16 protein-coding genes and 1 riboswitch are annotated in these 19,317 nt (G+C 68.2%); of the genes, 13 read left to right on the top strand and 3 right to left on the bottom strand.

Annotated elements, in window-relative coordinates; all coding sequences use genetic code 11:
- The first annotated feature begins 43 nt into the window (after nucleotides 1-43).
- From glnA to GGR46_RS10485, 10 genes are all read left to right on the top strand, one after another.
- The gene (gene glnA, locus GGR46_RS10530) at nucleotides 44-1,456 is read left to right on the top strand and encodes a type I glutamate--ammonia ligase (RefSeq protein WP_183997457.1); all 1,413 of its coding nucleotides are present in this window, start codon (nucleotides 44-46) and stop codon (nucleotides 1,454-1,456) included.
- A gap of 135 nt (nucleotides 1,457-1,591) precedes the next feature.
- Nucleotides 1,592-1,808, top strand: a riboswitch (cobalamin riboswitch).
- Nucleotides 1,809-1,916: 108 nt separating this feature from the next.
- Nucleotides 1,917-4,217: a 5-methyltetrahydropteroyltriglutamate--homocysteine S-methyltransferase gene (metE, locus tag GGR46_RS10525; RefSeq protein WP_183997454.1), complete on the top strand. Its 2,301-nt coding sequence runs from the start codon at nucleotides 1,917-1,919 to the stop codon at nucleotides 4,215-4,217.
- Nucleotides 4,217-4,921, top strand: coding sequence for an acyl-CoA thioesterase (locus GGR46_RS10520; RefSeq protein WP_246426030.1), 705 nt, complete (start codon nucleotides 4,217-4,219; stop codon nucleotides 4,919-4,921). Before metE ends, GGR46_RS10520 begins: the two co-directional genes overlap by 1 nt.
- 63 nt (nucleotides 4,922-4,984) lie before the next feature.
- Complete coding sequence (locus tag GGR46_RS10515; RefSeq protein ID WP_183997452.1) at nucleotides 4,985-7,009, top strand: M13 family metallopeptidase; 2,025 nt, start codon at nucleotides 4,985-4,987, stop codon at nucleotides 7,007-7,009.
- 443 nt (nucleotides 7,010-7,452) lie between these two features.
- Nucleotides 7,453-7,731 carry a RebB family R body protein gene (locus GGR46_RS10510; protein ID WP_183997450.1) on the top strand — a complete coding sequence of 93 codons (279 nt, stop codon included), beginning with the start codon at nucleotides 7,453-7,455 and terminating at the stop codon, nucleotides 7,729-7,731.
- 20 nt (nucleotides 7,732-7,751) lie between these two features.
- Nucleotides 7,752-8,021, top strand: a complete 270-nt coding sequence (locus GGR46_RS10505; RefSeq protein WP_183997449.1) for a RebB family R body protein — start codon at nucleotides 7,752-7,754, stop codon at nucleotides 8,019-8,021.
- A 28-nt stretch (nucleotides 8,022-8,049) separates the two neighbouring features.
- Nucleotides 8,050-8,346, top strand: coding sequence for a RebB family R body protein (locus GGR46_RS10500; protein WP_183997446.1), 297 nt, complete (start codon nucleotides 8,050-8,052; stop codon nucleotides 8,344-8,346).
- 3 nt (nucleotides 8,347-8,349) lie between these two features.
- On the top strand, nucleotides 8,350-8,718 hold the full coding sequence (locus tag GGR46_RS10495; protein ID WP_183997444.1) for a hypothetical protein: 369 nt from the start codon (nucleotides 8,350-8,352) through the stop codon (nucleotides 8,716-8,718).
- Between the two features lie 12 nt (nucleotides 8,719-8,730).
- Nucleotides 8,731-9,753 carry a hypothetical protein gene (locus GGR46_RS10490; RefSeq protein ID WP_183997442.1) on the top strand — a complete coding sequence of 341 codons (1,023 nt, stop codon included), beginning with the start codon at nucleotides 8,731-8,733 and terminating at the stop codon, nucleotides 9,751-9,753.
- 27 nt (nucleotides 9,754-9,780) lie between these two features.
- Nucleotides 9,781-9,993 (top strand): hypothetical protein, encoded by a 213-nt coding sequence (locus GGR46_RS10485; protein WP_183997440.1) that lies wholly within the window; start codon nucleotides 9,781-9,783, stop codon nucleotides 9,991-9,993.
- A 47-nt stretch (nucleotides 9,994-10,040) separates the two neighbouring features.
- Here GGR46_RS10485 and GGR46_RS10480 read toward each other — a convergent pair whose 3' ends face one another.
- A complete protein-coding gene (locus GGR46_RS10480) occupies nucleotides 10,041-12,686 on the bottom strand; it encodes a TonB-dependent receptor (RefSeq protein WP_183997438.1) in 2,646 nt (881 codons plus the stop codon).
- 182 nt (nucleotides 12,687-12,868) lie between these two features.
- On the opposite strand from GGR46_RS10480, the gene GGR46_RS10475 reads away from it, so the two are divergent.
- From GGR46_RS10475 to GGR46_RS10465, 3 genes are all read left to right on the top strand, one after another.
- Nucleotides 12,869-14,365, top strand: a complete 1,497-nt coding sequence (locus GGR46_RS10475) for a PQQ-dependent sugar dehydrogenase (RefSeq protein ID WP_183997436.1) — start codon at nucleotides 12,869-12,871, stop codon at nucleotides 14,363-14,365.
- Between the two features lie 76 nt (nucleotides 14,366-14,441).
- Nucleotides 14,442-15,866, top strand: a complete 1,425-nt coding sequence (locus GGR46_RS10470) for an aldehyde dehydrogenase family protein (RefSeq protein WP_183997434.1) — start codon at nucleotides 14,442-14,444, stop codon at nucleotides 15,864-15,866.
- A 75-nt stretch (nucleotides 15,867-15,941) separates the two neighbouring features.
- Nucleotides 15,942-16,379 carry a hemerythrin domain-containing protein gene (locus GGR46_RS10465; protein WP_183997432.1) on the top strand — a complete coding sequence of 146 codons (438 nt, stop codon included), beginning with the start codon at nucleotides 15,942-15,944 and terminating at the stop codon, nucleotides 16,377-16,379.
- Between the two features lie 63 nt (nucleotides 16,380-16,442).
- Here GGR46_RS10465 and GGR46_RS10460 read toward each other — a convergent pair whose 3' ends face one another.
- Both GGR46_RS10460 and GGR46_RS10455 read right to left on the bottom strand, forming a co-directional pair.
- Nucleotides 16,443-17,417: a quinone oxidoreductase family protein gene (locus GGR46_RS10460; RefSeq protein ID WP_183997430.1), complete on the bottom strand. Its 975-nt coding sequence runs from the start codon at nucleotides 17,415-17,417 to the stop codon at nucleotides 16,443-16,445.
- A gap of 12 nt (nucleotides 17,418-17,429) precedes the next feature.
- Nucleotides 17,430-19,199, bottom strand: coding sequence for an SLC13 family permease (locus tag GGR46_RS10455; protein ID WP_183998769.1), 1,770 nt, complete (start codon nucleotides 19,197-19,199; stop codon nucleotides 17,430-17,432).
- Nucleotides 19,200-19,317 lie beyond the last annotated feature (118 nt).

The following is a 19,317-nucleotide window of genomic DNA, read 5'->3' as shown; positions in this document are numbered from 1 at the left end:
CCCGATTCGTCGGGTCAATGAAAGAGAGCGAAAGGGTTTACCAATGGCGAATTCGGCCAATGACGTCCTGAAGATGGTCAAGGAGAACGAGATCGAGTGGATCGATCTGCGTTTCACCGACCCCAAGGGCAAGTGGCAGCACCTCACCATGGTCGCCGGCGTGATCGGCGAGGACGAGCTGACCGACGGCCTGATGTTCGATGGCTCGTCGATCGAGGGCTGGAAGGCGATCAACGAGTCCGACATGATCCTGAAGCCGGATCTGGACGCCGTCTGGATCGATCCGTTCTCGGCCACCCCGATGCTGATCCTGGTCTGCGACATCGTCGAGCCCTCGACCGGCGAGCTCTATGCCCGCGACCCGCGCTCGACCGCGAAGCGTTCGGAGGCGTACCTCCAGTCGCTCGGCATCGGCGACACCGTCTATGTCGGCCCCGAGGCCGAGTTCTTCATGTTCGACGACGTCCGCTTCGAGAACAGCTACTCGACCAGCTACTACGCGATCGACGACATCGAGCTGCCGGGCAATTCGGGCAAGGAATATGAGGCCGGCAATCTCGGCCACCGTCCGCGCGCCAAGGGCGGCTACTTCCCCGTCGCGCCGGTCGACTCGGCCGTCGACATCCGCGGCGAGATGGTCGCCACGATGATCGAGATGGGCCTGCCCTGCGACAAGCATCACCACGAAGTCGCCGCCGCGCAGCACGAGCTGGGCCTGACCTATGGCACGCTGGTCCAGACCGCCGACCGCATGCAGATCTACAAGTATGTCGTGCACCAGGTCGCCAACGCCTATGGCAAGACCGCGACCTTCATGCCGAAGCCGATCAAGGAAGATAACGGCTCGGGCATGCACACCCATATCTCGATCTGGGAAAAGGGCGCCAACACCTTCGCCGGCAATGGCTATGCCGGCCTGTCGGACGCGTGCCTCTATTTCATCGGCGGCGTGATCAAGCACGCCAAGGCGCTCAACGCCTTCACCAACCCGTCGACCAACAGCTACAAGCGCCTGGTCCCGGGCTATGAAGCCCCCGTGCTGCTCGCCTATTCGTCGCGCAACCGCTCGGCTTCGTGCCGCATCCCCTATGGTGCGGGCACCAAGGCGAAGCGCGTCGAGTTCCGCTTCCCGGACGCGCTGGCCAATCCGTATCTCTGCTACGCAGCGCTGCTGATGGCCGGCCTGGACGGCATCCAGAACAAGATCCACCCGGGCGACCCGATGGACAAGAACCTGTACGACCTGCCGCCGGCAGAGCTCGAGCAGGTCCCGACCGTCTGCGGTTCGCTCCGCGAGGCGCTGGACAGCCTGGAAGCCGATCAGGACTTCCTGCTCAAGGGCGACGTGTTCACCAAGGACCAGATCGCGGCGTACATCGACATCAAGCGCGGCGAAGTCGCCCGCTGGGAGATGACTCCGTCGCCGGTCGAGTACGACATGTACTACAGCGCCTAAGCACACCGGCCTTCGGGCAAGCGAAAGGGGCGTCCGGAGCGATCCGGGCGCCCCTTTCCTTTTGCGCGCCGGAGATGATGATATCACGATATAAACATATCTTTATATCACCCTTGACGGGCCACGCCGGGAATGGGAATATCGGCGGGTTGAGGTTCTCCCGCCGGCCTGGCCGCGCGGGAGCTAAGACGGGAAGCCGGTGCCAGCCCCAGGGCTGAATTCCGGCGCTGCCCCCGCAACTGTAAGCGGCGAGCGGCGATCCACCATGTCACTGGGGGGCTTGCCCCTTGGGAAGACGGATCGTCCGCGCTGACCCGCGAGCCAGGAGACCTGCCTCGACGCGATAACGTCCACCGGCGGGGTGCCCGGTCTGGCCGCTCGCATGCCGCGGCCGGGCAACCGTCCTCGCATGCCTGTGCGTCATGCCGGTCGCTTCGCCCTTCATCGGGGTATGAAGACCATGACCGTCACTGTTGCCACGCTCGGCTTCCCGCGGATCGGCCCGCGGCGCGAGCTCAAGTTCGCGCTCGAGAAGTTCTGGAGCGGGAAATCCACCGAAGCCGAGCTGCTCGATTCCGCCGCCGGCCTGCGCGCCGCCGCCTGGGCCCGCCAGGCCGCGCTCGGGACCGACTGGCTGCCCTCGGGCGATTTCTCCTTCTACGACCATGTGCTCGACACCAGCCTGATGCTCGGAGCGATCCCGGAGCGCTACGGCGTCGCCGCCGGCACCGCCGATCTCGGCACCTATTTCGCGATGGCGCGCGGCACCACGGGCGAAGGCCCGGCCTGCGCGCACGGCCATGGCCACACCGCGCAGGAAATGACCAAGTGGTTCGACACCAACTACCACTATATGGTCCCCGAGCTGGTCGCCGGGCAGAAGCTCGCTTTGTCCTCCTCGAAGATCGTCGACGAATATCGCGAGGCCAGGGCGCTCGGCTATGAGACGCGCCCGGTGCTGCTCGGCCCGGTCACCTGGCTGAGCCTGGCCAAGGGCCGCGACGTCGATCCCTTCGACTTCCTCGACGAAGTGCTCGGCCTCTATTCGGCGGTGCTCACCCAGCTCCAGCATGCCGGGGCGGAATGGGTGCAGATCGACGAGCCGATCCTCGCGACCGACCTGACCGACCGCCAGCGCAGCGCGATCACCCGCGCCTATGCCAAGCTGCCGCGCCTCGGCCTCAAGATCATGCTCGCCACCTATTTCGGCGGGCTCGAGGACAATCTCACGCTGGCGATGAACCTGCCGGTCGCCGGGCTGCACGTCGATCTCGTCCGCGCCCCGGACCAGCTCGACAAGGTGCTGGTCGCCGCACCCAAGGGCCTGCTGCTCTCGCTCGGCGTGATCGACGGCCGCAACATCTGGCGGGCGGACCTGGAAAAGCTGCTCGACCGGCTCGAGCCGATCGCCGCCACCCGCGACCTGATCCTCGCTCCCTCCTGCTCGCTGCTCCACGTGCCCGTGGACCTCGCGCTGGAGACCAAGCTCGACGCCGAGATCACCCAGTGGCTCGCCTTTGCGGTGCAGAAGATCGACGAGCTGTCGGTGCTGAAGGACGCGCTCAACGGCGGCCGCGAGCTTGTGGCGACGCAGCTCGCCGTGTCCGGCCAGGCAGCCGCGGCGCGCAAGGTCTCGCCGCGCATCCACAACCCGGAGGTTGCGGCACGCATCGCCGCGGTCACCCCGGCGATGCGCGATCGCACCTCGCCCTATGCCGAGCGCGCAAAGGTGCAGGCCGAGGTCCTCGACCTGCCGCCCTTCCCCACCACCACGATCGGCTCCTTCCCGCAGACCGCCGAGGTCCGCCACGCGCGCGCCGAGCACAATCGCGGCAACCTCGATGGCGCAGCGTACGAGCAGTTCCTGCGCGAGGAGACTGAACGCACGATCCGCTGGCAGGAGGAAGCCGGGCTCGACATGCTCGTCCACGGCGAGTTCGAGCGGAACGACATGGTCCAGTATTTCGGCGAGCAGCTCGCCGGCTTCGCCTTCACGGTGAACGGCTGGGTCCAGTCCTATGGCTCGCGCTGCGTCCGCCCGCCGATCCTGTTCGGCGACGTCTCGCGCCCGAAGCCGATGACGGTCGAGTGGTGGCGCTACGCCCAGTCGCTGACGGACAAGCCGGTCAAGGGCATGCTCACCGGCCCGGTGACGATCCTCAACTGGAGCTTCGTGCGCGACGACCAGCCGCGCTCGGCCTCGTGCCGGCAGATCGCGCTCGCGATCCGCGACGAGGTGCTCGATCTCGAAGCAGCGGGCTGCAAGGCGATCCAGATCGACGAGGCGGCGCTGCGCGAGGGCATGCCGCTGCGCAAGCGCGACTGGGCAGCCTATCTCGACTGGGCGGTCGACGCCTTCCGCCTCACCGCCGCCGGCGTGGCCGATGCGACGCAGATCCACACGCACATGTGCTATTCGGAGTTCAACGACATCCTGCCGGCGATCGGCGCGATGGACACCGATGTGATCTCGATCGAGACCGCGCGCTCGCAGATGGAGCTGCTCCAGGGCTTCGCCGCCTATCGCTATCCCAGCGCGATCGGGCCCGGCGTCTACGACATCCACGCCCCGCGCGTTCCCTCGGTCGAGGAGATGGTGGAGCTGATGCGGCTCGCCCAGGCGCATCTCGCGCCAGAGCAGCTGTGGGTGAACCCCGATTGCGGGCTCAAGACGCGGAAGTGGGAAGAGGTGAAGCCGGCGATCGACGCGATGGTCGCGGCGGCACGCGAGCTTCGCGTCCGCGTGGCGGAGCCCGCATGATGCCCGGTGTCGTCCGCCTCATCGACATGGTGTTCCCGGGCGACACCAACCACCACGGCACGCTGTTCGGCGGGGTGGCGCTCGCGCACATGGACAAGGTGGCGTTCCTCGCCGCCTCGCGCCATGGCCGGGCACCCTTCGTCACCGCCGCCTCCGATCGGATCGACTTCGCCGCCCCGGCGCTGAAGGGCGAGCTGATCGAGGCGACGGGCCGCGTCGTCCGCGTCGGCACCCGCTCGCTCGATGTCGAGGTCGAGCTGGTCGCCGAGGCGCTGCTCAGCGGGGAGCGGCGGCTATGCACGCGCGGCCGCTTCACGCTGGTCGCGCGCGAGGGTGGGCCACTGCCCGCCCTCGCCCCGGCGCAGGCGGACCCGGAGGGCATGCTGGTGATGGCCGACATGGTGTTCCCGCCCCAGACCAACCATTACGGCACGCTGTTCGGCGGCGACGCGCTGCGCATGCTCGGCAAGGCCGCCTTCATCGCCTCCACCCGGGATACCAGGAAGGTCATGGTGATGGCCGCCTCCGAACGGATCGACTTCACCACGCCGATCCGCGAGGGCGAGATGATCGAGCTGGCGGCGCGGGTGACGATGCGCGGCAATCGCTCGCAGCGCGTGCGGGTGGAGCTCTGGGCCGAGGACCTGCTCAGCGCCGAGCGGCGCCGCGCAGCCTCTGCGGAATTCGTCATGGTCGCGACCTGAAGTCCGATTGCGGAGCGCGGCGGCGGTGTGATAGCCCGATGCATCACCCGGAGGTTTCCCCACATGCGATTCACGCGTCTCGCCGCCGCCGCGCTCCTGCTCGGCACGTCCGTCCCCGCCCTGGCCCAGACGACTGCCAAGCCCAAATACGGAACCTGGGGCGTCGACTATGCGACGATGGACAAGAGCGTGAAGCCGGGCGACGACTTCTTCCGCTTCGCCGAGGGCACCTGGCTGCGCGATGCGCCGATCGCCCCGGACAAGTCGCGCGCCGGCTATAATTACGACCTGCCCGACGAGACCGAGGTCGAGGTCCGCACGCTGGTCGAGGGCGCCGGCGCGCATCCGGCGGATCCGGTGATGCGTCAGGTCGCCGACTTCTACGCCGCCTGGATGGACGAGGCCGGGATCGAGGCGCGGGGCACCGCGCCGCTCAAGCCCTATCTCGGGCGCATCGCCGCGGTGAAGGACCGCAAGGCGCTCAACCTGCTGATGGCCGAGCCCGGCTATGCGTCGCCGATCGGCATCGGCATCTCGGCCGACGAGAAGAACCCGACCCAGTATACGGTGATGGCCGGCCAGGCGCGCCTGGGACTGCCGACCCGCGACTATTACCTGCTCGACGGCGAGAAGTACGTCGCGATCCGCAAGGCCTATCGCGCCTATGTCGTGAAGGTCCAGCAACTCGCCGGCATCGCCAATGCCGAGGCCAAGGCCGACGCGATCATCGCGCTCGAGACGCGGCTGGCGCAGGATCAGTGGACGCCGGAAGCGCGCCGCGATCCGCAGAAGACCTACAATCCGATGAGCCGCGCCGAGCTGGCGAAGCTCGCCCCCGAATTCGATTGGGACGCGACGCTCGCCCATATGGGCCTGGCGAACATGCCGACCGTGGTGGTGCGCGAGACGACCGCGGTCACCGCCGCCGGCAAGCGCATGGCCGATGTGCCGCTCGCCACCTGGAAGGACTGGGTCGCCTATCGCTTCATCAGCGATCACGCCCAGTATCTGCCCAAGGCGTTCGACGACGCCCGCTTCGATTTCTACAGCCGCACGCTGCAGGACGTGAAGGCCCAGGCCCCGCGCTGGAAGCGCGGCGTTCGGCTCCTTGATGGCAGCCTGGGCGAGGCGATCGGCAAGATCTACGCCGAGCGCCACTGGACGACGGAAGCCGCCACCCAGGCCAATGAGCTGGTCGAGGATCTGCGCGCCGCCTATGCCGACAAGATCAACGCCGCCAAGTGGATGGACGCGCCGACCCGCAAGGAAGCGCTCGCCAAGCTCGCCGCCTTCGATCCGCGCCTGGGCGGCCCGGTGAAATACATCGACTATTCGAGCATGAAGGTCAGCCGCACCGATCCGCTCGCCAACGACCTCGCCTCGGACAGCTTCCAGCACCAGCTCGAGCTTTCGCGCCTCGGCAAGCCGGTCGATCGCGCGCTCTGGTACATGACCCCGCAGACGGTGAACGCCTATTACGATCCGGTCCTCAACCAGGTCACCTTCCCCGCCGCGCAGCTCCAGCCGCCCTTCTTCGATCCGGCGGCCGATCCGGCGGTGAACTATGGCGAGACGGGTGCCACGATCGGCCATGAGATGGGGCATGGCTTCGACGACGAAGGCCGCCAATATGATGCCAGCGGCAAGCTGCGCGACTGGTGGACCAAGGAATCCGCCGACCGCTACACCGCGCACGCCCAGGCACTGGTCAAGCAGTTCGACGCGTACGAGCCGATCCCCGGCGTCCATATCAAGGGCCAGCTCACGCTCGGCGAGAATCTCGGCGACCTGGGTGGGCTCGAAGCGGCCTATGCCGCCTATCGCCGCTATGTGTCGCGCCACGGCGAGCCGGCGGTGATCGACGGCTATACCGGCGACCAGCGCTTCTTCCTCGCCTATGCACAGAGCTGGCAGGGCAAGGCCCGCGAAGGCGCACTGCGCAGCCAGCTGCTCTCCAACCCGCACAGCCCCGAGGAGTACCGGGTCAACGGCATCGTGCGGAACATGGACGAATGGTACGCGGCGTTCGGGGTCAAGCCCGGCGACAAGCTGTACCTACCGCCCGAGGAGCGCGTGCACGTCTGGTAAGCCTGTACGGCACAAGGAAAAAGGGCGTCCGAACCAGGGTTCGGGCGCCCTTTCCTTTGGCGAGGCTGGATATTGACAATTCCGTGAAACAAACAACCGAAATGGTGTAATTCTCGGCAAATACATGAACGCCGCGTCAATTATATAATCCGGCTTGCAAATCCACTTCCCCGGAATAGTTTCGGCACCGCAACTTGAAGAATGAAGATTCGTGCCTTGAACAAGACACGAACCCTTTTGACAGCTTGCAGACATTGCTGCTCGCGCGAACCCACGGGCCCGTCATCTGCAGCAAAAGGGGAGGAGCGCGATGGCCGACAAGAACCGGTTCGACAGTCAGATCGTCGATTCCATCGGCCTGCACGCGCGCCTTGCCCCGGCTGCCCGCCCCGCCTGATCGCCAAGCCTACCCCGCCCCAGACCAGCCCAGGAAGGAAGCTCCCATGGCATTTCCCACGGCAATCAACAGCCAGATCACCGACAGCGTCACCCAGGCGAATACCAAGGTGCTCGGCGACGCCCCGGCCGTCGCGATGGGCAATCTGTTCGTCGCCACTTCGCAGGCGCTGTCCAACGCAGCGCACAACGCGACCAATGCTCAGCAGCAGAGTTGGGTCGTCGCCCAGGCGGCTACCACCCAGGGCGTGACCACGCTCTACTCGCTGGACACCGACGGCATCGCGCTGGCGGATCTCCTCCACAGCCTTCGCCCCACGGCCTGAACGCAGAAAGGAACAGGAAAATGGCATTCCCCACCTCGGTAAACGATCAGATCACCGACAGCGTCACCCAGGCCAACGTAAAGGTGCTCGGCGACGCGCCGGCAATTGCGCTCGGCAACCTCTACCAGGCGACAGCGCAGGCGCTGGCCAATGCCGCGCACAACGCCACCAACGCGCAGCAGCAGAACTATGTCACGGCCCAGGCCGCAACGACGATGGGCGTGGCCACGCTCTACTCGCTGGACACCGCGGCGACGGGCGTCGTGACGCACGACATCCCGTCCTCCTGAGCCCGGCGCCGCGCCTAGGAGCACGATCATGAGCTCAACGTTGAATGCACAGGTGGTCGATTCCATCGCCGCCACCAGCACGCTCGTCGTCGGCCAGGCGCCGGCCGGCGCGCAGGCGATGGTCGATCTCGCCGCCGCCCATGCCCTGGGCACGCTGCTCCACGGCGCGGTCCATCGCCACCAGCAATCGGCGATATCGGGTGCGGCGGCCGCCACCGCGGCCTGCACGCGCATCCTGGCCGCGCGCAGGGTCGCCGTACCGGTGCCCGTGCCTCCGCCCCCTCCCGCAGCATCCGCCGCCCCGCGCGGCAGCAAGGAGGGCTGAGCCATGGCCGATGAAACCGAAGCCGCGCCACAGGCACCCGGGGTCGATCCCGCCATCCTTGACGCGATAAGCCAGACCCAGCTTGCCACGCTCGGCCAGCAGGTGCTGCTGTCGGGCGGGGCCGGGCGCGCCTATCAGGCGGTCGCCGCTTCCGCCGCGATCGCCGTGCAGGACGCCACCGACATGCTGCGCAACATCTCCACCGTCTCCACCACCGCGATCGGGGTGGCGATGGCCCAGATGCTCGAGGGCGATGCCGGGGCACGCGAAACGCTCGCCGCGGCGCAGGCCACGCTCGACACCGCGGTGCGGAACTATGCCGCGATCTGCGAAGCCGCCGCCACCGCGCTCAAGGGCTTCCCCAGCGCCTGAGGAGAAACCGGGATGACACTGATCGTCGCATCCAAGCCGGTCTTCCAGCCGGCGGGGCTATCGCAGCCCGCGCTGCTCGCGCTGAGCTGCATCGACGGCGGCAATGAATGGCTCGCCCATGCGATCCAGGCGCCCCGACTCTACGCGTTCGAGGACGAAATGGCGCTTGTCGTCGCCGCCCAGCAGGGGCTGCACGGCATGCCGCTGGTGCTGTTGCCCAGGCTCGGTCTGATGGCCGGCGCAGCGCGGCTGATCGCGCTGTCCGCCGCCGACCTGCGGCTGCTTGTGGCGGTCGAGGCGGGAAGCGAGGACGCGGCGACCACCGCGGCCGCGCAGAAGCTTCTCGCCGGCGAGGCATTGTACACCGCCGCCGATCTCGCCGCGGTCGATGCGCTGCTCAAGTCGCTCGGCGTGGCCGGCGCGTCGCTGTTCCAGGCCCTGTCGCTCGGCGAACGGCTCGCGTTGCTCGATCTCAAGGCGGAACTCGCCGCCGACGGCGCGCCGCCCATTGCCGCGCAAAAGGCCGCGGCACGCTTCGCCGCCGACTGGGCCTATGGCCCGTTCGAGTTCGTCGATTACCTGCGCGCCTCTCTCGCACTCACCACCGGCACCGCGCCGCTGAGCGCCGACGATGCCAGCGCCGCCCTCGCCGCGCTGGCACCGATGCTGTTCGACGCGCTCGACTGCCCAGCGGTCAGCGGCTTCGTCGCGCCGGAGGCCGTCGCCGGAGCCGTGGCAGGCTGGATCCGCGCCGGCCGCCGGATCGGCTTTCCCCGCCTGTCACGCGGCGTCTGGCAGCTCGTCGTCCATGGCGGCTATCGCGGCGAGACCGGCGCGGCCGGCCAGGCACTGGTCGATACCCATCTCGATCAGGCCCAGGCGCTGCTGACCCGCGCCTCGCTCGATCGCGCCCGGCTCGCACAGGATGGCGGCAGCGCGCACTTCACGGCGCGTGAACCGGACCAGCCCGGCGAAATCGGGCTGCAGCTCGATGCCAGCGGCGCGATCACGCTCGAGCGTTTCGTACCGGCCTAGGCCGGTACCGCCAGCAGGAGACAGGGTATGAGCGACGACCTGATGGATGCGCATGCCGCGATCGCCGATGCGGTGGCAACGGAAGCCAGGGCCGTATCGAAGATCGGGGCCGCCGTGCAGACCCAGCGCGTACCGGAAACCTCGGCCAGCGCCGGGCCGCAAGCCAGGCCCGCGGCCCGGCCGAAGCCTGCTGCAAAGGTAAAGCCGGCCGCCAGGCCGAAGCCCGCCGGCAAGAATTAAGCGCCCGGCCCCCTTTCGAGGATACCGGGCGCTCCCCCTTTTAACTCTTAGCGCTTGCCGAGCTTCAGGCTCGCCGCGATGCCATAGACGCGCGGCTCGCCGGCGATGAAGGTCGGCATGCCCAGCGCGTCGCCGGTGTTGCCGGCATCCTTGATGTACTTCTGGTTGAAGGCGTTGGTGACGAAGCCTTCGATCCGCCAGCGGCCATTGTCCGTCTCGAAGCCCAGCCGGGCGTCGACCAGCGCATAGCTGCCCTGCACTTCGTCCTGCACCAGATCGGGCACCAGGTTGTTCACCTGCAGCGCGGGCAGGTCGTTGTCGTCGTCGAAGAACACCTTGGACTGCCAGGTGACGCTCGGCGTGAAGTCGATCTTCACCGGGCCCGCCGGCACCTTGAACTGCACCGCCAGCGCGGCGCTGTGATCAGGCGAAAGGCGGAAGCGGTTGCCGTCGCGCGCGCCCGCGGCGAAGCGGCTGTGGTTATAGGCGTAGCTGCCGAACAGGCTCACCCAGTCGGCCGGGCGCCAGTTCACCTGCCCCTCGAAGCCATAGCTCTCGGCGCGGCCGGCATTGATGGTGACGAAAGTCGTGCCCTGCTGCTCGGTCGTCTGGAAGTTCTTGTAGCGATAGTAGAACACCGAGCCGTCGATGAAGAGCGTGCGGTTGGCGAGCGCGGTCTTCACGCCGGCTTCGTAGCTGTCCACCGTCTCCGACGGCAGCACGCTGAACCGCGCCGCGCCGCCCGGCGTCGAGGGCGCGCCGACGCTCAGGATCTCCGGACGACGGCCGCGCGCGTAGTTGGCGTAGATATTGGCCTCGGGCGAGATCTCGTACTTGGCGGTGGCGCGCCAAGTGAAGCCGCTGTCGTTGTGATCGGCATTGTACAGCTGGCCGTTGGTGCCGGTCGGCTGCGCGCCCAGGCCGAAGAGCGGCACCGGGTACAGCGCCGAGGTCGGGATGTTCGCCGCACCCGGCACCGCCAGCGCGCCGAGCAGCTGCTGCGCGGTCGCCGGGCTGGAGCCCAGCAGTTGCAGCGCGCCGATATAGCCGCCCAGGATCGAGCGGCCATTGCTCACCGCCGAGGAGAAGCCGGTGGTCTTCGCGTCATGGCTCCAGCGGATGCCACCGCCGACCTGGAAGCGATCGGTGACGTCGAAGGTCACGTCGCCGAACAGGTCCCAGCTCTCGGTGCGGCCGTAATTGGTCGTGGTCTCCTGATGCCCCGGCTTCAGGTTCGCGGCGATCGCCTGGGCCTGGGCCGTGGGCAGCAGCGCATTGGTCTGCGTCGCCGCCTGGGCCGTCGCCTGCGCATCGTTAAGGCCTGCCTTGCGGAAGGCGCTGTAGAGCTGGCTGCGCAGCACGCCCTGGAGCAGCGAGCCGGTGAAGGCGGTGTTCGAGAACAGCGCGAGCGGCGCCGGATCGGTCGCCGCGCGGCCCGGGATGGCGCCGCCGCCGTTCAGCGTGTTGGTCAGCCGGGCGAGCGCCACCCGCTCGTCGAACTGCGAAGGCGCGCGCTGGAAGCCGTCCTCGCGGAAATAGGTGCCGCCGAAGAACGCCGTGACGCGGTCGTTCTTCCAGGTCAGGCGCAGCGTGCCCATGGTCTGGTTGCCCTGCGCATCCTCGGCCGCGGTCAGCGCGGGGAGCGAGATGCCGTCGGCGTCGAACACCTCGATGCCGGCGAACTTGCGGTACGAGCCGATCGCGTTGAGCGAGAGGTTGGGCGAGAAGTCGTAGTTCGCGATGCCCGTCACGCCCCACACGTCGCGGTCGAGGCCCAGCGGCCGGCCGCGCTCGAAGCTCGAGGGGCTGGCCAGCGCCGCGCCGCTGTTGCGGCCACGATCGCCGATCACCGCACCGGTGACCGGGTCCGTCGGGTTGTACGCGATCGACTTGAACGAGGTGCCGCTCGCCTTGTCGTGCTGGTAGTTGCCGATCAGGTCGAAGGTGAGCGCGCCTGGCGCCCAGCGCAGCGCGCCACGCACCGCCTCCGACTTGATCCCGTTATAGTCCTCGCCGCCGAGCAGGTTGGCGATGGTGCCGTCGCGCTCCTTGATCCGGCTGGCGACGCGGATGGCGAGATCGTCGCTCAGCGGCAGGTTCACCGTCTGGTCGATCCGATAGCCGTTGAAGTTCGAATATTGGCCATAGACATAGCCATAGGCGTTCTTCGGATCGGCCTTGGCCTGGACCAGGTTGACCGCGCCGATCAGCGCGCCGCGGCCGTACAGCGTCGATTGCGGGCCCTTGGCCACTTCGACGCGCTCCATGTCGAACAGCTCGACATAGGAACCGCGCGACTTGGAGATCGACACGCCGTCCTGGAAGACCGAGACGCGCGGCTCGTTATAGGCGGCGCCCGAATCCGAGGTGATGCCGCGCATCACGAAGCCGGGATTGTTCGGCGACTGGTTCTGCACGTCGAAGCCCGGGATGAACTGGCCGAGCCGGTCGAACTCGGTGATTCCCAGATCGTCGAGGAACTGGCCCTGCAGCGCGGTGAGCGCGAACGGCACGTCCATCGGCTTCTGCTCGACCAGCTGCGCGGTGACGACGATCTCGCCGCCGTCCGTCCGGCTGTCGGCAGGCGCGGTCGCTTCGGGCTGCGCCTGGGCGGCTTCCTGCGCCGCCGCATCGGTGGCGGCAAGCAAGGCGATCGGGCTGGCAAGCGCGAGCAGCGCATAGCGAACGGACATGACGGACTCCCTGTTGTTTCGGGAGCGTTCCCCTGCCCCCTGGGCAAGGCCGATGGCGTGCGATCATGACATCCATGTTGCGCCGCAACGAATTTAGGGAATTGAATTAAGTTGTTGGTTAGGCGGAACGAACGCCTGCGGCCCGCGTTGCGCGCTTCGGTTCTTAGAGGGAGGAACCCCGTATGCGTATCGCCACCCCGCTCGCCGGCCTGTTCTTGCTTGCTGCCTGTTCCGGAGGCGGCGGCTCCGGCGGAGGCGGCGGCGTCACGCCTACGCCCACGCCCACCCCGACGCCCAGCGTCAATACCGCGCCCAATTTCACCTCGCCCGCGATCACCAGCATCGCCGAGAATGTCGCGCTGGCCTATCAGGCGACCGCCACCGATGCCGAGGGCAACCCGATCACCTTCTCGATCGCGGGCGGCCCCGATGCGGCGCTATTCACGATCACGCCGGCCGGCGGGCTGAGCTTCGTCGCGGCACCGAGCTTCGAGACGCCCAAGGATGCCGATGGCGACAATGTCTATCAGGTCCAGCTCCGCGCCAGCGACGGCAGCCTGAACTCGACGCTGCTCGTCTCGATCACCGTGAACGACAGCAAGGAGGGCATCCGCGTCCGCCGCGTCGGCTCGGGCTTCAACCAGCCGGTGTTCGTCGCCCCCGTGCCCGGCGACAACAACCGCGTCTTCGTCGTCGAGAAGGGCGGCGGCGTCTGGTTCCTCACCCCCTCGACCGGCGACAGGACGCTGGCCTTCCGCGCCACCGGCCTCTCCACAGATGGCGAGCGCGGCCTGCTCGGCCTGGCGGCGCGGGACGATTTCGCCACCTCGAACATCGTCTTCGTCCACGCTACCGGCACCGACGGCGCGGTCGAGATCCGCGAATACAATGCCAGCACGGGCGCGATGCGGCTCGTCCTGTCGACGCCGCACGCCTCGGCGAACAACCATAATGGCGGCTGGATCGGCTTCGGGCCCGACGGGCTGCTCTACGACGCGGTCGGCGATGGCGGCGGCGGGGGTGACCCCAACAACAACGCCCAGAACGTCAATGTCCGCCTGGGCAAGATCCTGCGCCTCCGGATCGACAAGACGCCCGGCTCGGCCACGCCCTTCGCGCCGGCGCCCGGCAATCCCTTCGCGGCCGGCGGCGGCGATCCGTACATCTTCGCCTATGGCCTGCGGAACCCGTTCCGCAATTCGTTCGACGGCAACAACCTGATCATCGCCGATGTCGGCGAAGGCGCGGTCGAAGAACTCGATCTCGCCCCGATCAGCCAGCCCGGCCTCAATTTCGGCTGGCGCTTCCTCGAGGGCACCAACCCGTTCAGCGGCACGGCACCGGGCGGCCTCACCGCGCCAGTCTCGCAATATCTGCACGGGAGCGGCCCCAAGCAGGGCAATTCGGTCATCGGCGGCTATGTCTATCGCGGCCCGGTCACGTCGCTGCAGGGCAGCTATGTCTTCGGCGATTTCGTCAGCGGCAATATCTGGACGCTGCCCGCGGCTTCGCTCGTCCAGGGCCAGCTCTTCCCGGCGGCGAGCTATGAGCGGCGCAACTTCGATTTCCTGCCCGATGCCGGCACGATCGACCAGCTCGCCTCCTTCGGCGTCGACAGCGCGAACAACCTCTACATCGTCGATCTCGCCGGGGAGATATACATGGTCCAGCCGGGCTGAGTCGCGCCCTTGCGTTGCGAAACGCAACTGTCCATCTAGATCGCCATACCGCAAGTTCGAATCGGAGAGGCGAGAGATGCGCAGCTATCTGAAGCAGTTCATCGGAGGGGAGTGGGTCGAGAGCCAGGGCGGCACGCCGCACAAGGTGATCAACCCCGCCACCGAGGAAGCGGTAACCGAGATCACGCTGGGCTCCGAGGCCGATGTCGACAAGGCCGTCGCGGCGGCCCGTGCCGCTTTCGAAAGCTTCTCGCGCACCAGCGTCGAGGAACGCGTCGCGCTGATCGAGGCGATCCTCGCCGAGTACAAGAACCGCGCCGGCGACATGGCCGAGGCGATCAGCCTCGAGATGGGCGCGCCGATCAGCCTGGCCAGGACCGCGCAGGTCGGCTCGGGCCTGGGCCATCTGATGTCCGCCGCCAATGCGCTCCGCGACTTCCAGTTCGAGGAGCAGATCGGCAACTCGCTGGTCGTCCATGAACCCATTGGCGTCGTGGCGATGATCACCCCCTGGAACTGGCCGCTCAACCAGATCGTGTCCAAGGTCGCGCCCGCGCTCGCCGCCGGCTGCTGCATGGTGCTCAAGCCCTCGGAAGAGGCACCCGGCTGCGCGATGATCTTCGCCGAAGTACTCGCCGCCGCCGGCGTGCCGGCGGGCGTGTTCAACGTCGTGAACGGCGACGGTCCCGGTGTCGGCACGGCGCTCAGCCGCCACAAGGGCGTCGACATGGTGAGCTTCACCGGCTCCACCCGTGCCGGCGTGCTCGTCGCCAAGAACGCCGCCGAGACGGTGAAGCGCGTCCACCAGGAACTGGGCGGCAAGTCGCCCGCGCTGATGCTCGAAGGCGCCGATCTCGGCCGCGCGGTGCAGGCCACCCTGTTCAACGTGCTGCTGAACTCGGGCCAGAGCTGCATCGCCCCCACCCGCCTGCTGGTGCCCGCAGGGCTGCAGGACCAGGTCGCCGCGGCGGCCGCCGAGGTGATGAAGGCAACGCACACCGGCAATCCGGCCGAGGAAGGCCGCCATATCGGCCCGCTGGTCAACAAGACCCAGTGGGAGAAGGTCCAGGGCCTGATCGCCAAGGGCATGGAGGAAGGCGCGAAGCTCGAGGCCGGCGGCCCCGGTCGCCCGGACGGCGTCGAGACCGGCTATTTCGTCCGCCCGACCCTCTTCTCCAGCGTCACCAACGCGATGACGATCGCCCGTGAGGAGATCTTCGGCCCGGTCGTCACGATCATCCCGTACGAGGACGAGGAAGACGCCGTCCGCATCGCCAACGACACCGACTATGGCCTGTCCGCCGTGGTGTTCGGCAGCGGCGAGGCGATCAAGCGCGTCGCCCCGCGGCTGCGGGCCGGCATGGTCTACGTCAATGGCGGCCAGCCCGACCCCAACCTGCCGTTCGGCGGCTACAAGCAGTCGGGCAATGGCCGCGAGCACGGCAAGTTCGGCCTGGCCGAGTTCATGGAGGTCAAGGCGGTGGTAGGTGCATTTGCGTAACCTTCCGCTCGCGATTTCCTAACCCAGGTTAGGCATTCTGCCCCCCGGGGACGCCCCTCCCCGGGAGTACAGCGTATGAGCTACGAGCGTCTCATTGCCGAACACGCGCTGATCGATGCCGCGCTGGCCCGGCTGGAGGCGCTCGTGGCCGCCGCGGTCCCCGACATTCCCGCCGTGATCATCGGGCTCGCCGATCTCTCGAACGAGCTCGCCCATCATCTCGCGCACGAGGACAGCTTCATCTATCCGCGCCTGATCCAGGGCCGGAACCCGCAGGCACGCCGCGTGGCCGAGCGGTTCGTCGAGGATTTCGACGAGCTGCGCGGCGCCTGGAACCTGTATCTGCGCGAATGGACAAGCGACTGCATCGCCGGCGACTGGGAGATATTCCGCATCGAGACCGGCACGATGATCGTCCGCCTCGCCCAGCGGGTGAAGGCAGAGAACGCGCTGCTCTATGCCGAGGCGCTGCGCACCGGCGCCGTGCCCCTGCGCGACCAGCGCGCGGCCTGAAATTCCCCTCTCTTCCAAAGAGGGGAGCAGAAGCGTGCTCGCCTCCAGCGGCCCATGCTCCCGCTACGGCACCAGGATCGTAGACCCGGTCGTCTTCCCCGCCTCCAGCGCCCGGTGCGCGTCGGCGGCATCCTCCAGCGCGAAACGCTGGCCGATCTCCGCCCGCACCGCACCGCTCCGCAGCATCTGGAACAGCCTTGCGCTGCCCGCCGCGCGCTCTTCGGGCGTGACATAATAGTCGAACATCGTCGGCCGCGTGACATAGACCGATCCGGCCCGCGCCAGCGTGCCCAGGTTCACCCCTTCCACCGGCCCGCTGGCATTGCCGAAGCTCACCACCAGCCCGCGCCGCCGGACGCTCGCCAGCGACGCCTCCCAGGTCGCCTTGCCGACCCCGTCGAATACCACTTCCACGCCCGCGCCGGCGGTGATCCCGCGCACCCAGTCGGCCACGCCCTCGCCGCGCGAGACCAGCACGTCGTCCGCACCCGCCTCGACCGCCAGCGCCACCTTGTCGGCGCTGCCCACCGTCGCGAGCACCCGCACCCCGATCGCCTTGAGCCAGCGCACCGCGATCTGCCCGACACCGCCCGCCGCGGCATGGACCAGCACCGTCCAGCCTGGCTCGACCCGGGCGCAGCGCTCGACCAGGAATTCCACCGTCCCGCCCTTGAGCAGGGCCGCCGCCGCGGTCTCGTCGCTGATGTCGTCGGGCAGCCCGAACAGGATCTTCGCCGGCACGTTGCGCGCCGTCGCATAGGCGCCGATCCCGGGGCCGAAGGTCGCCACCCGGTCTCCGACGGAGAAGTCGGTCACGCCCTCGCCCACCGCCTCGACCACCCCGGCCGCCTCGCCGCCCAGGCCGCTCGGCAGCGGCACCGGATAGAGGCCGGAGCGATGATAGGTGTCGATGAAGTTCAGGCCTACCGCAGTGTTGCGCATGCGGACCTCGCCGGGCCCCGGCGGCGGCAGGTCGACATCGACCCACTGGATGACTTCGGGTCCGCCGACCGCTTCGATCCGTGCCGTCCGTTCCATCACGCGACTCCTTCAATGTACCGGCCAGACCCATAGGATCAGCGGCGTGCCGACCACCAGCACGATCAGCGAAAGCGGTGCGCCCAGCCGGGCATAATCGCCGAACCTGTACCCGCCCGGCCCCATCACCAGCGTGTTGCACTGGTGCCCGATCGGCGTGAGGAAGTCGCAGCCCGCGCCCACCGCCGTCGCCATCAGGAATGCCTCGGGCCGATAGCCGAGCTGGCCGGCGAAGGTCGCGGCGATCGGCGCCATCACCAGCACCGTCGCGGCATTGTTGAGGAAGGGCGTCACCGCCATCGCCGCCGCCAGGATCAGCGCCACCGCGCCCCAGGGCGGCAAGGTCGCGGCGAGCTGGCTCAGCCCGTCGCCGATGATCTGGCTCGCCCCGGTGGTGCGGAGCGAATCGGAAACCGGGATCAGCGCGCCGAGCATCACCAGGATCGGCCATTCGATATGGTCATAGGCTTCGCGCACCGGCAGCGCGCCGAGCAGGATCACTGCCCCCGCCGCCGCGAAGAAGGCGACCGCCACCGGCACATAGCCGAGCGCCGTCGCCGCCATCGCCGCGCCCAGGATCGCCAGCGGCAGCAGTCCCTTGCGCGCGCTGCCCAGCCGCAGGGTGCGCTCGGCGAGCGGCAGGCACCCCAGGTCGCTCAGCCGCTCGAAGAGGAGGTCGAGCGGCCCCTGCAGCACGATCACGTCACCGGCGACGAGCTCGATCTCGCCAAGCCGGCTGGCCAGCCGCTCGCCCTGGCGCGACACCGCGATCAGGTTCACCCCGAAGCGCTCGTGCAGGCCGAGCCGCCCGGCGGTGCGGCCGATCAAGGCGCTCTCGGTGCCGATCACCGCCTCGATCACGCCCACCTCGCCGCTCCCCTCGGGCTTCTCGCGCCCGGCGCCCTCCAGCTCCAGTCGGTCGCCGGCGATCACGCGTTCGAGGCTGTCGGGCGAGCCGGCGAGGATCAGCACGTCCTCGGGCTTCAGCGTCGTGTCGGGGAAGGGGATCGAGCGGATGCCGGAACGCAGGATCGCAGTCACGGTGATCTCGCCGTCATGCCGCTCGCGGAACGCGGCCACCGTCTCGTCCACCGCAGGCGATCCGGCAGGGATCTCGGCCTCGGTGACATAGTCCTCGATGTTGATCGCCTCGCCCAGGGTCGGCGCGGCACGGCGGTCGCGCGGCAGCAGCCGGTAGCCGAAGCGCAGGAAGATCAGCCCGACCAGCGTCAGCCCCAGGCCGACCGGCGCATAGTCGAACATGCCGAAGGGCTGGCCGGTCATCTCCTCGCGCACCCGGCTGACGATGATGTTGGGCGAGGTCCCGATCAGCGTGATCAGCCCGCCGAGCAGCGAGGCGAAGGACATCGGCATCAGGTACGCCGCCGGGGAAACGTTGGCGCGCTTCGACATCTGCAGCGCCACCGGAATCATCATCGCCAGCGCGCCGATATTCTTGACCAGCGCCGATGCCAGCCCGACCGAGGCGCTGAGCAGCAGCAGTTGCGAGCGGACATGCGTCACGCGCTTCTGCAGCACCAGCATCGCCCGCTCGATCACCCCCGACCGCTGCACCGCGCCCGACAGGACGAGCGCCGAGGCGACGATGATCACGATGTCGTCGGAAAAGCCGGTGAACGCCTGCTTGGGGCTGACGATGCCCAGCGCCAGCGCCGCGAGGAGCGCGATCACCGCGACCATGTCGTAGCGGAACTTCCCCCAGATGAAGAGCAGCATCATGCCGGCCAGCACGCCGACGGAGAGCAATTGGGGCGTGTTCATCACCGGCTGAACGCCGCGCGGTGGCTTCGGGTCCGCAGCCATCCAATTCCTCCCCCAGCTTGTCTGGGGGAGGGGGACCGCCGGCGAAGCCGGTGGTGGAGGGGCGCGCCGGGTACCG

It is taken from the genome of Sphingomonas kyeonggiensis, from assembly GCF_014196745.1.
In the GTDB taxonomy this organism is placed as follows: Bacteria; Pseudomonadota; Alphaproteobacteria; order Sphingomonadales; family Sphingomonadaceae; genus Sphingomonas; species Sphingomonas kyeonggiensis.
Note: the sequence above shows the minus strand (reverse complement) of the source record. Positions and strands in the feature narration are given on the sequence as shown.

What these genes read in the sequence shown, in the direction of transcription:
- glnA (WP_183997457.1), top strand. Translation starts at nt 44, where the DNA reads ATGGCGAATTCGGCCAATGACGTCCTGAAGATGGTCAAGGAGAACGAG.
- metE (WP_183997454.1), top strand. Translation starts at nt 1,917, where the DNA reads ATGACCGTCACTGTTGCCACGCTCGGCTTCCCGCGGATCGGCCCGCGG.
- GGR46_RS10520 (WP_246426030.1), top strand. Translation starts at nt 4,217, where the DNA reads ATGCCCGGTGTCGTCCGCCTCATCGACATGGTGTTCCCGGGCGACACC.
- GGR46_RS10515 (WP_183997452.1), top strand. Translation starts at nt 4,985, where the DNA reads ATGCGATTCACGCGTCTCGCCGCCGCCGCGCTCCTGCTCGGCACGTCC.
- GGR46_RS10510 (WP_183997450.1), top strand. Translation starts at nt 7,453, where the DNA reads ATGGCATTTCCCACGGCAATCAACAGCCAGATCACCGACAGCGTCACC.
- GGR46_RS10505 (WP_183997449.1), top strand. Translation starts at nt 7,752, where the DNA reads ATGGCATTCCCCACCTCGGTAAACGATCAGATCACCGACAGCGTCACC.
- GGR46_RS10500 (WP_183997446.1), top strand. Translation starts at nt 8,050, where the DNA reads ATGAGCTCAACGTTGAATGCACAGGTGGTCGATTCCATCGCCGCCACC.
- GGR46_RS10495 (WP_183997444.1), top strand. Translation starts at nt 8,350, where the DNA reads ATGGCCGATGAAACCGAAGCCGCGCCACAGGCACCCGGGGTCGATCCC.
- GGR46_RS10490 (WP_183997442.1), top strand. Translation starts at nt 8,731, where the DNA reads ATGACACTGATCGTCGCATCCAAGCCGGTCTTCCAGCCGGCGGGGCTA.
- GGR46_RS10485 (WP_183997440.1), top strand. Translation starts at nt 9,781, where the DNA reads ATGAGCGACGACCTGATGGATGCGCATGCCGCGATCGCCGATGCGGTG.
- GGR46_RS10480 (WP_183997438.1), bottom strand. Translation starts at nt 12,686, where the DNA reads ATGTCCGTTCGCTATGCGCTGCTCGCGCTTGCCAGCCCGATCGCCTTG.
- GGR46_RS10475 (WP_183997436.1), top strand. Translation starts at nt 12,869, where the DNA reads ATGCGTATCGCCACCCCGCTCGCCGGCCTGTTCTTGCTTGCTGCCTGT.
- GGR46_RS10470 (WP_183997434.1), top strand. Translation starts at nt 14,442, where the DNA reads ATGCGCAGCTATCTGAAGCAGTTCATCGGAGGGGAGTGGGTCGAGAGC.
- GGR46_RS10465 (WP_183997432.1), top strand. Translation starts at nt 15,942, where the DNA reads ATGAGCTACGAGCGTCTCATTGCCGAACACGCGCTGATCGATGCCGCG.
- GGR46_RS10460 (WP_183997430.1), bottom strand. Translation starts at nt 17,417, where the DNA reads ATGGAACGGACGGCACGGATCGAAGCGGTCGGCGGACCCGAAGTCATC.
- GGR46_RS10455 (WP_183998769.1), bottom strand. Translation starts at nt 19,199, where the DNA reads ATGAACACGCCCCAATTGCTCTCCGTCGGCGTGCTGGCCGGCATGATG.